The following is a 12,875-nucleotide window of genomic DNA, read 5'->3' as shown; positions in this document are numbered from 1 at the left end:
CACCCGCCCCGGACATACGCATGCTGCTGTAGCACCCTGGCCAGAGTTGAGGACTACGTCAAGGCCGTTCCGTGCACTAGGCACCGATATGGGGTACTTGACGGCTAATCGGAAGCCCGACTGTGACGTATCGGGCACGGACCTCCGCAACGCAGTTGGGCCCGGACAGTCACCTGTCCGGACCCAACTTCCGTACCGCTGAAACTACTTCTCCCGCTGCTTGCGCCAGCGGATGCCCGCCTCGACGAAGCCGTCGATCTCGCCGTTGAAGACCGCTTCGGGGTTGCCCATCTCGAACTCCGTACGCAGGTCCTTGACCATCTGGTACGGGTGGAGGACGTACGAACGCATCTGGTTGCCCCAGGAGTTGCCGCCGTCGCCCTTGAGCGCGTTCATCTTCGCCTGCTCCTCCTGGCGGCGGCGCTCAAGGAGCTTGGCCTGGAGGACGTTCATCGCGGATGCCTTGTTCTGGATCTGCGAGCGCTCGTTCTGGCAGGAGACGACGATGCCGGTGGGCAGGTGGGTCAGACGGACCGCGGAGTCCGTGGTGTTGACGCCCTGTCCGCCGGGGCCCGAGGAGCGGTACACGTCGATGCGCAGCTCGGACTCGTCGATCTCGATGTGGTCCGTCTGCTCGACGACCGGGAGGACCTCGACGCCCGCGAAGGACGTCTGGCGGCGGCCCTGGTTGTCGAAGGGCGAGATGCGGACCAGGCGGTGGGTGCCCTGCTCGACGGAGAGGGTGCCGTAGGCGTACGGGACCTGGACGGCGAAGGTGGTCGACTTGATGCCCGCCTCTTCGGCGTAGGCGGTCTCGTAGACCTCGGTCTTGTAGTGGTGCTGCTCGGCCCAGCGGAGGTACATGCGCTGGAGCTTCTCCGCGAAGTCGGCGGCGTCGACGCCACCGGCCTCGGCGCGGATGGTCACCAGGGCCTCGCGCGCGTCGTACTCGCCGGAGAGGAGCGTGCGGACCTCCATCTCGTCCAGCGCCTTCTTCACGGACTCCAGCTCGGCCTCGGCCTCCGCCCGGGCGTCGGCGTCGCCCTCGTCCTCGGCGAGCTCGAAGAGGACTCCGAGGTCGTCGATGCGGCCGCGCAGGGCCTCGGCCTTGCGGACCTCGGCTTGGAGGTGCGAAAGCTTGCTGGTGATCTTCTGGGCCGCCTCCGGGTCGTCCCACAGGGACGGCGCCGCTGCCTGCTCCTCAAGCGCGGCGATCTCCGCCCTCAGCGCATCCAGGTCCAGGACGGCCTCGATCGACCCCATGGTCGAGGAGAGGGACTTCAGCTCTTCGGAAATATCGACGACTGCCACGGGTCCAGCGTAACGGCTGGACGGATGAAGCTTGCCCTTACCCGGGAAGCCGCCCGGGAAGCAGCCCGGGAGCCCACCCGGGCGAGGGCCTTCTCACGGGGCCGCCGGGGCCGAGTTCTCGCTGTCCTGGGGCACCGGGTCCCCGTCACCGCCGCCGGTCGCCAGCCAGCCGCCCACCGCGACGGCCCCGCACAGGGCCAGGGCGGCGATGCCCAGGGTGATGCGGCGCTTACGGAGGGCGGCCGCCTTGTTGCGGGCGGAGCCGGGGCGGGGGCGGCCCGGGGAGCGCGGGGCGCGGGCCGTGCCGAGGGGGCCGCCCGCCAGCTCGTCGGGGGCCGGGACACGCATGCTCGTGTGGGTGTCCCGGTTGGAGTCGGGCGCGGAGCCGGGCACCAGCGGGACCGCCCCGCGGCGGCGCGGCTCCTCTGCGGACGGGGCGTACTGCTGCTCGTCGTAGGCCGGGGGCTGCTGGTCGGCCTCGTCGGCGTCGGGCTCGTCCACCTCCAGGGGCGGGATGCCCGCCAGCAGCGGAAGCAGTTCCCGCAGCCGTACGGCGAGCTCCGAGGCGCGCAGCCGGGAGGCGGGGGCCTTGGCCAGGCACTGCACCAGGAGCTGCCAGAGCTCCTCGGGGATACCGGGGAGCGGGACGACCGTCTCGGTGACGTGGCGGCGCAGGACCGCGCCGGGATGGCCGCCGCCGAAGGGGGTGAACCCGGCCAGCAGCTCGTAGAGCACGGTCGCCAGGGCGTAGATGTCGACGGCGGCGCGCGGCGGGAGGCCCTCGACGATCTCGGGGGCCAGGTAGTCCGGCGTGCCGATGATCTTCGTGGCCTTGGTGCGGCGCGGGGTGTCGATGAGCTTGGCGACGCCGAAGTCGGTGAGCAGGGCGGGGTGCGCGCCCCCGGGGCCGAGGGGGCCCTCCATGTCGAGCAGGATGTTCTCCGGCTTGACGTCCCGGTGGACCACTCCGGCCCGGTGCGCGGCGGCCAGCCCGTCGGCGACGTCCGCGATGATCGCGACGGCGGCCTCGGGGGCGAGGCGGCGCTCGCGGTCCAGGCGGGTGCGCAGGTCGGTGCCGCGTACGAGCGTCATGACCAGGGCGAGGTCGTTGCCGTCCACGACGAGGTCCCGGACGGCGACCACGTGCGGGTGGTCGAGCCCGAGCAGAGCGGTGCGCTCCTGCACGAACCGGCCCACGAGCTCCTGGTCGGACGCGAGGTCCTCGCGGAGCAGCTTGATGGCGACCGGGCCCTCGGGCCCCTCGCCGAGCCACACCGTGCCGGCGCTGCCGCGCCCCAGGATCTGGTGGGCGGTGTACCGGCTGCCGATATTCCGTGCCAAGACTGCTCCCTCAGCGGCTGGCGGTGGACCCCCGGGCGACAAAGTCGTGGACCCCGGTCGACAAAGTTACGCGCCGTTGGGGGTGCCGCGTGCCCTGGACGGCCTCGACCTTCGCTTATCCGGGGCATTTCACCCCGGATAAGTCGACAAAGGGACAGAGGCGGCGCCCGGGGTCAGGTGCCCGAGCCTCCGGTGGATTCGCCGATCTCGGAGATCCAGTCGGTGACCTTCCCGATCCCGTCGCCGATCGCTTCCCAGTAGCCCTTGCCCTGGGCGACCCAGTCCTGGAGCGGGGTCAGCTCCCAGATGAGCCAGCCCGCGACGATCAGGAGCACCACGGTGAACAGGCAGCCCTTGAGGCAGCCGAGGCCGGGGATGCGCATCGGGTTGGCGCTGCGCTGCCTCGGCGGACGCGGCTCCCGCGGCTGGCGCGGGGCGGGCTGCTGGGGCTGCTGCGGCTGCGGGGGCGCGTACTGCTGCCGCTGGGGCACTGGAGGCTGCTGGTAGCGCTGAGGCTGGCGCTGCTGTTGTTGCTGCTGGTGCTGCGGCGGGTACTGCTGGTGCTGCGGGGGCGGCTGGCGGCGCTGCGGAGGCTGCTGCCGCTGGGGCGCCGGAGGCTGCGCCTGGCGCTGGGGGCGGCGGCGCAGCGGGTCCTGGCTCGGGTCCAGGTACTGCACCTGCGTCTGCTCGTTGCGGTCCCGGGCCGCCTGGAGCTGGGACTGCCAGGGGTGCGGGCCGTCCGGCTGCGGCGGGGTGTCGGGGCGCTGCGGCACGGGCGGCAGGACGGCGGTCGGGTCGGCGTGGCCGCCCTGACCCCCGGGGGCGGTCTGCGGGAGCACGCTGGTGGCGGCGGCCGGGTCGTACGAGCCCGCGTTGCTCGGCAGCACCTGCGTGGGGTCAGCGGCCCCGGGCGTCTCCGGGACGGCCGTGGGCGCCGGGTCGGGGGCGAGCAGGGCGCCCACGCCTTCGGCGGCGGCGATCTGGGCGGAGTTCGCGTGGACGCCGATGCCCGCGGCGACCGTACGCAGGCCGCGGGCCAGGTTCTCGGCGCTGGGCCGCCGGTCCGGGTCCTTGCTCAGGCAGCGCTCCATGACCGTCCACAGCGGTGCGGGGACGGTGGAGGGGCGGCGGGGCTCCTCGCTGAGGTGCCGGTGCAGGACTTCGAGGGCGGTGCCCCCGGCGAACGGCGGGCGGCCGGTGACCAGCTCGTACAGCAGGATGCCCGCGCCGTAGATGTCCACGGCGGAGGTCTGCGGGCGGCCCTCGGCGGACTCCGGCGCTACGTAGGCGGGGGTGCCGACGAACTCGTGGGTCCGGGTCAGCCCCGGGGAGTCGGCCAGGCGCGCGATGCCGAAGTCGGTGAGCATCGGGGTCATCCCGCCGTCACGCTCGTCGAGCAGCACGTTGGCGGGCTTGAGGTCGCGGTGGACGACGCCGTCGGCGTGGCTGGCGGCGAGCGCGTCCGCGATCTGCGCGGTGAGCAGGGCGGCGGCGACCGGGGTGAGCGGGCCGTTCTCGCGGAGGTAGCGGTGCAGGTCGGGGCCGTCGATCAGGTCCATCACCAGGGCGAGGAGATCACCCTCGACGACGAGGTCGCGGGTACGCACGATGTTCGGGTGCGTGAGCCTCAGGAGGACCGAGCGCTCCCTCAGGAACCGCATGACGACATCGGCGTCGTTGGCCAGCTCCTCCTTGAGGACCTTGATGGCCACGGTCTCGCCGGGCTGTCCCGCGACGGCCGCCTCGGAGCCCGCGGTCTCCCGCTGGCGGGCTCGCCAGACGGTGCCCGTGGCGCCGCGCCCGAGCGGCTCCTCGAGCAGGTACTTGCTGCCTACCGGCCGCACGTCATGCGCTCCCTGCTGATCGTGGTGCTTGCGGTCCCCCGGGCCCGCCCGGATGTTCCGGCCCACTCTAGTGCCGCCGAACGGGGCACCGGGGGGTTCACGTTTCGGGGTAGGACGGCCAGACCGGGCAGATGGTTGCCGCACAGCGGCTCACAGGTCTGCCGCGCGTTCGCGCGGCGAGCGGATGCCGCCCCCGACTCACCGCCGCCCCCTCCGGGCGGCGGGATCCGGACGCAAGCAGTCACTTTTGCGCCCACAGCCGACCATTCAAGATCATTTAAAGGTGACCGCCGGGCGTGTTGTCAGCGGCAGGTGCAAGGATGCCTCCAGCACGGATCTGCGGGGTCGGAGTCTCGCGGTACGTGACGACCTGTACGGACGACGTGTCCGTGCCGGGTGGGGGGAATCACAGGGCGTTTCCCCTGCCGGGCACCCCCGCGCAGAAGGGACCGCCGACGGCGATGCAGATCCGGCTGACCGTCCTCGCGCCGCGCAGCGGCCACACCCCGGCGCGCACCTGCGACGTGCTCGTCACCGCCCCCGCCGGGACGGCGCTGGCGGCCGTCGCCTCGGGCCTGGCCTCCGCCGTGGCGGGGCCCGAGAGCTCCCAGGGCGGCGGGGCGGTCGTGCTCTTCGCCGGACGGGAGCGGCTGGACGCGCACCGCATCGCGCTGGGCGAACCGCCGCTGGTGGACGGAGCGGTGCTCTCGCTCCAGGTCCCCGGCGAGGACGAGGCGGCGGACGATGCCGTCCCGGCCCAGCTGCACGTGGTCGCCGGGCCGGACGCGGGCGGGGTCCATCTGCTGCACGGCGGGCAGATCCGGATCGGCCGCTCCGCCGAGGCGGACGTCCCGCTCGACGACCCGGACGTGTCCCGGCTGCACTGCGCGGTGACGGTCTCCGAGGACGACCGGGTCTCGGTCGCCGACCTCGGCTCGACGAACGGCACCTCGCTGGACGGCGTCGAGGTGCACGACCGCCCGGTCCGCTTCTCGCCCGGCGCGCTGCTGCGGCTCGGTGAATCGGCCCTCCGGCTCACGGCGGGACACCGTGCGGCGACGCTGCCGACCGCCCCGGACGGCGAGGGACACCTGCGGGTGGCGCGCGTCGAGGCGGCGGGGGCCGGTGCGGGTGAGCCGTTCGCCTCCGGTGCGTCCGGCCGCGCCGCGGCTGAGCCGTTCGCGGCGTACGGTCACGACGGCGGCGGCCCTGGCCACGGCTCCGGGGCCGGGACCGGGACCGGGACCGGGACCGGGACCGGGACCGGGACCGGGACCGGCGTCGGGGCCGGCGTCGGGGCCGGCGTCGGGGCCGCGTACGGCCTGCCGGCCCAGGCCTCCGGGCCTTCCGCCCGCGCCTCGTACGACACCGCCCGGCCGGACCGCGCCGAGGCCGGGCCGGGCGGGGTCCCCGGACAGGGCACCCACGCCCGCGGCGAGCAGTTCGACTCCACCGCGACGCCCCGGCGCAGCGGCATAGGGGCATGGGCGCGGCGGCTCACGGGTGGCGGCAGGAGCGAACAGGCCCCGGGGGCGGGACGGCCCGGCGCGGCCGGGTCCTCCCGTACCCCGGGCGCTCCGGGCACCCCGGACGATCCGTACGGCTCGACGGCGTACGAGACGTACGAGACCTACGAGTCGTCCGATTCGTCCGAGTCGACGGCATACGGGGCTTCGGCCGGTTCGTACGGCCCGTCGGGCGGCTCTCCGGGAACGTCGCCCGGCCCGGACGGCTCGGAGGGCCCTGCGGCCGGGGGCGGCCATCTGGCGTCCCCCGCCTCCCCGCTCTCGCCCTTCTCCGCCCTGCCGTCCGCGCCAGCGGGCACCTGGCCAGATCCGGCGGCCGTGCTGCTGACCGCGCTCGGCCCGGGGCCCCGGCTCTGGGAGCGCCACGCGGCGCACCCGGAGGCGCTGGTGGTGCGGCTCGGGACGACGGACCGGGCCGATGTGCCCGCCGTGCCGGTGACCGTGGGGCTGCGGGAGGCCGGTTCGCTGGGGCTCGCCGGTCCGCGCGCCCGGCTGGCGGGGCTGGCCCGGGCGACGGTGGCACAGCTCGCCGCGCTGCACTCCCCGTTCGACCTGGAGATCGTGCTCATCTCCACGGACCGCTCCCGCACGCTGGAGGAGCGGCGACGCGAGTGGGCCTGGCTGGGGTGGCTGCCGCATCTGCGCCCGACGCACGGCCAGGACTGCCGGCTGCTTCTCGCGTACGACCGTGAGCAGGCGTCCGCCCGTACCGCCGAGCTGGTGCGCCGCCTCGACGAGGGCCCGCTCGGTCCGGGCTGGCCGAATCTGGACCGGGCCGCCGTGGCGGAGGCCGCCCAGGAGCACAAGGGCCCGCACACGGTGGTCGTGCTGGACGGCGACCCCGGTACGGCGGCGCTGCGCGAGACCACGGCCCGGCTGGCCGGAGCGGGTGCGGCGGCCGGGATCCATCTGATCTGCCTGGCCGAGACCCCGGCGGCCTCCCCCACCTCCCCGGTGGCCGCGACGTACGACGCCGCCTGCCGGGCCTCCATCGCCTTCCGCGAGTGCGGGGCGGTGGCGATGCTCAGCGGTGACGTCGCCACGGCGTTGCGCCTGCTGCGTACGGCGGGCGGACAGGCCGCGGGGCACGGCACGGTGGCCGCGGTGGACGCGGTGTCGGCGGCCTGGGCCGAGCGGTTCGGACGGGCCCTGGCGCCGCTGCGCGAGGAGGGATCGGCCGCGCTGGCGGGCCGCCCGACGTCCGCCGCGCTGCCGCCGTCCGCCCGGCTGCTGGACGAGCTGGGCCTGGCCCGCGCCACACCGGCCTCGCTGATGGCCCGCTGGGCGTCCACGGCGGAGGCCCAGCCGGGCGCCTCGGCCCCCAGGGCGGCCGCGGCTTCCCCGTCCGCCCGCGCGGACCTGGACAGCCCCGGCTCCGGCCGCACCCTCAGCACGGGCCCCCGTGTAGGCCCCCAGCGCACCGCGAACACCCCCCACCAGCCCGATTCCGGCCGCACGCCCTACCCGGCAGCGGGCACCCCCGACTCGGGCCGCACCCCGTACCCGGCCCGGGACGCGTACAACCCGGACCGCACCCCGTCCCCGCCCCTGGACACCCACGGCTCCGGCCGCACGCCCTACCCGGCAGCGGGCACCCGCAACCCGGACCGCACCCCGTCCCCGGGCACCGGAACCCCCGACTCGGGCCGCACCCCGTACCCCGGCGCCGAAACCCCCGACCCCGACCGCACCCCCTACCCTCCCCTCGACACCCGCGACCCCGGCGCGGCTCCGGCCGCCGCCCCCGGGCACGCCGTGCACGCCGGGCGGCCGGTGCTCGTGCTCGGGGCCGGGCCCCGGGGGGCCCTGAGCGTCGATCTCGCCGACGAGGGGCCGCATCTGCTGATCGAGGGGCCCCCGGGCAGCGGCCGCACCGAGCTGCTGCGGGCCGTCGCCGCGTCGCTCGCCGCCGCGGCCCGGCCCGACCGGCTCGGGATCCTGCTCGTCGACGGTTCCGGCGGTGAGCAGGGCGAGCGCGGGGAAGGGCTGCTTCCCTGTACGGAGCTGCCGCATGTCTTCACGCACCTGGTGGCGTCCGATCCGGTCCGGATGCGGGAGTTCGCGCAGGCCCTGGGCGGTGAGCTGAAGCGGCGCGCCGAGCTGCTGGGCGACCTGGACTTCGCCGAGTGGCACGCGCGCTACGCCCGGCACGAGCAGCAGACCACCCCCCGCGTCGTGGGCCAGCGGCCGCCGAGCGGCGCCGAGCGGCGAGGCGACCTGGAGTCCCCGGCCAGCGGCACCCTGCGGCTGCGCCCCGCCGCCGCACGGTCCGCGGACCCGGGGCCGTCCCCGCTGCCCCGGCTCGTCGTCCTCGCCGACGACTTCGACGCGCTGGTCGCCCCCGCCCTCGGCAGCCCCGGACGCCCCGCCGCCGGTTCGGTGGTGCGGGCCCTGGAGGCCGTGGCCCGGGACGGCGGGCGGCTCGGGGTTCACCTCGTCGCCACCTCCGCGCGCCCCGACCGCACCGAGGACACCGAACTGGCCCGCGGCGCCCGGCTGCGCATCGTGCTGGACGCCCCCGTGCTGCCGCCGTCCCCGGACGAACCGGCCCCGGGGCGCGGCAGACTGGGGCACCCGGACGGCCGGGTGACGCCGTTCCAGGGGGGCCGGGTCACCGGCCGTATCCCCCGTACGGCGACGCTGCGCCCCACCGTCGTCCCGCTGGAGTGGGAGCGGATGGGCGATCCGCCGACCCGGCGCCCGGTCCGGGAGCTGGGCAACGGGCCCACCGACCTGGCGTTGCTCGCCAGCGCCCTGGAGCGCGCGGCCCGTTCCGTGAACGCCGAGCCGCTGCCCGGGCTTGTCCCGTTTCCGAACTGATCCCCCTGCTGACGTGACGTCACGAGGCGGTCACGATCGTCGTGTTGGGCCCGGCGGCGGTATTGCGGGGCCCGTGCCCCGGGCGTAGGACTGTGCGCACGGACGACGGCGTCCGGGCACGCGGACGTGACCGGGCGCGTACGGAAGAGACGGGGCAGGCATGCGCACAACCTTCTCGATACGCAGGGCCGCGCTCGTGTTCGCGACGGTCGGCGCGCTCGCGCTCACCGGCTGCGGAAGCGGCGACGGCGACGGCAGGAAGAAGTCGGGCGACGGCTCCGGCCAGGGCACGGACAGCGCGCCCACGGTCACACTGCCGAAACTGGACGGCGAGAGCATCTCCGTCGCCGCGGTCTGGACGGGACCGGAGCAGGCCAACTTCACCAAGGTGCTGGACGAGTTCGAGAAGCGTACGGGCGCGAGCGTCACCTTCGTACCGGCGCAGGACCCGATCATCAACTTCCTGGGCACCAAGATCAAGGGCAGGCAGCCGCCGGACGTGGCGATGATCCCGCAGGTCGGGGCCGTACAGCAGGCGGTCGCGAAGAAGTGGGCCAAGCCGGTCGGACCCGAGGCGCAGGCCCAGCTCACCAAGAACTACGCGCAGGTCTGGCAGGACCTCGGCGCGGTGGACGGCACCCAGTACGGCGTGTACTTCAAGGCCGCCAACAAGTCCCTGATCTGGTACAACGCCGCCGCGTTCGACAACGCGGGGGCGAGCGAGCCGAAGACCTGGAAGGACTTCCTGGCCACGGCGGAGACCGTCTCGGCCTCCGGCGTCACCCCGGTGTCGGTCGGCGGCGCGGACGGCTGGACGCTGACCGACTGGTTCGAGAACGTCTACCTCTCCCAGGCGGGCCCGGAGAAGTACGACCAGCTGGCGAAGCACGAGATCCCGTGGACCGACCCGTCGGTGAAGGACGCGCTGTCCACGCTCGCCGAGCTGTTCGGCAGGCCGGAGCTGATCGCGGGCGGTGCCGACGGGGCGCTCCAGACGGAGTTCCCGACGTCGGTGACGCAGACGTTCACCGGCGGCGACCAGCCCAAGGGTGCGATGGTCTTCGAGGGTGACTTCGTCGCCGTCAACATCGCGCAGACCGAGGCGAAGATCGGTACGGACGCCAAGGTCTTCCCGTTCCCGGCGGTCGGCGCGGACTCCCCCGTGGTGACCGGCGGCGACGCGGCGATCGCGCTGAAGGACACCAAGGGCGCGCAGGCGCTGCTGACGTGGCTGGCCTCGGCCGACGCGGCGAAGATCTGGGCCGGGGCGGGCGGGTTCATCTCCCCGAACAAGGCCCTGGACCTGAAGGCGTACCCGAACGAGGTGCAGCGCACCATGGCCGAGGCGCTGGTGAAGGCCGGTGACGACGTCCGGTTCGACATGTCCGACCAGGCCCCGCAGTCGTTCGGCGGGACGCCGGGGGCGGGCGAGTGGAAGATCCTCCAGGACTTCCTGAAGAACCCGAAGGACATCGCGGGGACCCAGAAACAGCTGGAGTCCGCGGCGGCCGAGGCGTACAAGAGCTGACGCGGTGGCGACCACGAACGCGGAGGGCGCCGGTGCGACGCCCTCCGCAGACACGGACCCGCGCCCGTCCCCACCGCCGCCGTCAAAGACCCTCAGGAGTGTGACGGCCACCCGCCGGGCCGTCGCGGCGGTGTTCCTGCTGCCCACGCTGGTGCTGCTCGGCGCGCTGGTGCTGTATCCGATCGGGTACTCGGTCTACCGGTCGTTCTTCGACCAGGCCGGTACGGGCTTCGCCGGGATCGACAACTACACCGCGCTGTTCACCGACGACACGATCCTCACGGCGGTGAAGAACAACGCGATCTGGGTGGTCTTCGCCCCGACGGTCGCCACCGCACTCGGGCTGATCTTCGCGGTGCTGACCGAACGCATCCGCTGGGGCACCGCGTTCAAGCTGATCGTCTTCATGCCGATGGCGATCTCGATGCTGGCGGCGGGCATCATCTTCCGGCTGGTGTACGACCAGGCCCCCGAGCGCGGGGTGGCCAACGCGGTCGCGGTGAGCGTGCACGACACGTTCACCGAGTCCGCGGGCTTTCCGAAGGCGCGCCCGCTGCCCGTCCACCCGCTGGAGGAGGGCGACGGCGGGACCTTCGTGTCCAAGGAGCCGATCCGGGCGGGCCGGCCGCTGCTGGTGCCGCTGGTCGGTGTGGCCCCGGCGAAGATGCCGGGCGACGCGCGGCCGGCCGAGGGCGCCCCGGCGGCGTCCGGCGACGGGATCAGCGGCACGGCCTGGCTGGACTTCACCCGGGGCGGCGGCGGAAAGCCCAACGTCGTCGACCCGGAGGAGCTGGGGCTGAAGGGGCTGAAGGTCGAGGCGGTGAGGGACGGGAAGGTCGTCGCCACGGCCACGGCGCGCGCGGACGGTGTGTTCACCCTGCCCGCCTCGGCGGACGGAGCCCGGCTGCGCCTGCCCGCCGACAACTTCCGCGAGCCGTACAACGGTGTCGACTGGCTCGGCCCGTCCCTCGTGACACCGGGGATCATCGGCAGTTACGTGTGGATGTGGGCCGGGTTCGCGATGGTGCTGATCGCAGCGGGCCTGGCCGGTCTGCCGCGCGAACTCCTGGAGGCGGCCCGGGTGGACGGCGCGAACGAGTGGCAGGTGTTCCGCCGGATCACCGTGCCGATGCTCGCGCCCGTCCTGGCGGTGGTCCTGGTGACGCTGATGATCAACGTGCTGAAGGTCTTCGACCTGGTGTTCATCATCGCGCCGGGCTCCTCCCAGGACGACGCGAACGTCCTGGCGCTCCAGCTGTACCGGTCCTCGTTCGGCACGGACGCGGACCTGGGGATCGGCAGCGCGATCGCGGTGCTTCTGCTGCTGCTGGTGATCCCCGTGATGCTGTTCAACATCCGCCGGATGCGGAAGGAGGGGCGACGATGACGCGTCCGGCCCGCCCCGGGCCGCCTGCCGGCCGGGGGTCCGGGGGTCGCCCCCCGGGAGAACGCAGCAGCATCCGCCGGACGCGGAAGGAGGGGCGGCGATGAGCGGCACACCGACGGTGAGCACCCCCGGGGCGACCAAGGCCAGGCGGTCCCTCGGCGCGCGCATCGCCGCCCTCCTCGGCGGCGGGGTCATGCGGGTCCTGCTGATCCTGGTCGCCCTGTTCTGGCTGATGCCGACGATCGGCCTGCTGCTGTCCTCGCTGCGCGGACCGCAGGACATCGCGGCCACCGGCTGGTGGAAGATCCTCACCGCCCCCTCCGAGCTGACCTTCGAGAACTACCAACGCCTGCTGGACAATTCGACGATCACCGGCTCCCTCCTCAGCACCGTCATGATCACCGTGCCGTCCACCGTCCTGGTGGTGGTGATCGGCTCGCTCGCCGGATACGCCTTCGCCTGGATGGACTTCCCCGGCCGCGACTGGTGGTTCCTGCTGGTGGTCGGGCTGCTGGTGGTGCCGGTGCAGGTCGCGCTGATCCCGGTGTCCGAGCTCTTCGGCGCCATCGGAATCTTCGAGACGACGCTCGGGGTCGTGCTGTTCCACACGGCCTTCGGGCTGCCGTTCGCGATCTTCCTGCTGCGGAACTTCTTCGCGGAGATCCCGCGCGAACTGCTGGAGGCCGCAAGGCTCGACGGGGCGGGCGAGATCCGGCTCTTCACCCGGGTCGTGATGCCGCTGGGCGGTCCGGCGATCGCCTCGCTCGGGATCTTCCAGTTCCTGTGGGTGTGGAACGACATGCTGGTCGCGCTGATCTTCGCGGACTCCGGATCGCCGCCGATCACTGTGGCGCTGCAGCAGCAGGTACGCCAGTTCGGCAACAACATCGATGTGCTCGCGCCCGGCGCGTTCCTGTCGATGGTGATCCCGCTGGCGGTGTTCTTCGCCTTCCAGCGGCAGTTCGTCAACGGCGTCATGGCGGGGGCGGTCAAGTAGGCCGGAAGACCCTCAAGTCCGCACATCCGTACGTCAATCCGAAGCGGCCCGGTTCCCCGGAACCGGGCCGCTTCGCCGTGCGCGTCCCCCGATTGCCGCGTCCGGCGTAACCCTGTCATTC

The 12,875-nt window shown here is 73.8% G+C and carries 7 protein-coding genes; 4 read left to right on the top strand and 3 right to left on the bottom strand.

Annotation, left to right across the window (positions count from 1 at the left end):
* Positions 1-204 precede the first annotated feature (204 nt).
* From prfB to ACZ5WC_RS29340, 3 genes are all read right to left on the bottom strand, one after another.
* Positions 205-1,311 (bottom strand): peptide chain release factor 2, encoded by a 1,107-nt coding sequence (gene prfB / locus ACZ5WC_RS29350; protein ID WP_468543652.1) that lies wholly within the window; start codon positions 1,309-1,311, stop codon positions 205-207.
* 93 nt (positions 1,312-1,404) lie between these two features.
* On the bottom strand, positions 1,405-2,652 hold the full coding sequence (locus ACZ5WC_RS29345) for a serine/threonine-protein kinase (protein WP_468543651.1): 1,248 nt from the start codon (positions 2,650-2,652) through the stop codon (positions 1,405-1,407).
* A gap of 173 nt (positions 2,653-2,825) precedes the next feature.
* Entirely contained in the window at positions 2,826-4,496 is a 1,671-nt protein-coding gene (locus tag ACZ5WC_RS29340; protein ID WP_468543650.1) for a serine/threonine-protein kinase, read from the bottom strand.
* Positions 4,497-4,957: 461 nt separating this feature from the next.
* On the opposite strand from ACZ5WC_RS29340, the gene ACZ5WC_RS29335 reads away from it, so the two are divergent.
* The 4 genes from ACZ5WC_RS29335 to ACZ5WC_RS29320 all read left to right on the top strand — a co-directional run bounded on the left by ACZ5WC_RS29335 (position 4,958) and on the right by ACZ5WC_RS29320 (position 12,754).
* The gene (locus ACZ5WC_RS29335; protein ID WP_468543649.1) at positions 4,958-8,842 is read left to right on the top strand and encodes an FHA domain-containing protein; all 3,885 of its coding nucleotides are present in this window, start codon (positions 4,958-4,960) and stop codon (positions 8,840-8,842) included.
* A gap of 160 nt (positions 8,843-9,002) precedes the next feature.
* On the top strand, positions 9,003-10,370 hold the full coding sequence (locus tag ACZ5WC_RS29330; RefSeq protein ID WP_468543648.1) for an ABC transporter substrate-binding protein: 1,368 nt from the start codon (positions 9,003-9,005) through the stop codon (positions 10,368-10,370).
* 100 nt (positions 10,371-10,470) lie between these two features.
* Positions 10,471-11,757 carry a carbohydrate ABC transporter permease gene (locus tag ACZ5WC_RS29325; RefSeq protein WP_468543647.1) on the top strand — a complete coding sequence of 429 codons (1,287 nt, stop codon included), beginning with the start codon at positions 10,471-10,473 and terminating at the stop codon, positions 11,755-11,757.
* 100 nt (positions 11,758-11,857) lie between these two features.
* Positions 11,858-12,754, top strand: coding sequence for a carbohydrate ABC transporter permease (locus tag ACZ5WC_RS29320; protein WP_468543646.1), 897 nt, complete (start codon positions 11,858-11,860; stop codon positions 12,752-12,754).
* Positions 12,755-12,875: the final 121 nt, after the last annotated feature.

The organism is Streptomyces sp. NPDC033165 (assembly GCF_055577965.1).
This window is presented reverse-complemented; position numbering and strand designations above follow the sequence as displayed.

What these genes read in the sequence shown, in the direction of transcription:
- ACZ5WC_RS29335 (WP_468543649.1), top strand. Translation starts at nt 4,958, where the DNA reads ATGCAGATCCGGCTGACCGTCCTCGCGCCGCGCAGCGGCCACACCCCG.
- ACZ5WC_RS29330 (WP_468543648.1), top strand. Translation starts at nt 9,003, where the DNA reads ATGCGCACAACCTTCTCGATACGCAGGGCCGCGCTCGTGTTCGCGACG.
- ACZ5WC_RS29320 (WP_468543646.1), top strand. Translation starts at nt 11,858, where the DNA reads ATGAGCGGCACACCGACGGTGAGCACCCCCGGGGCGACCAAGGCCAGG.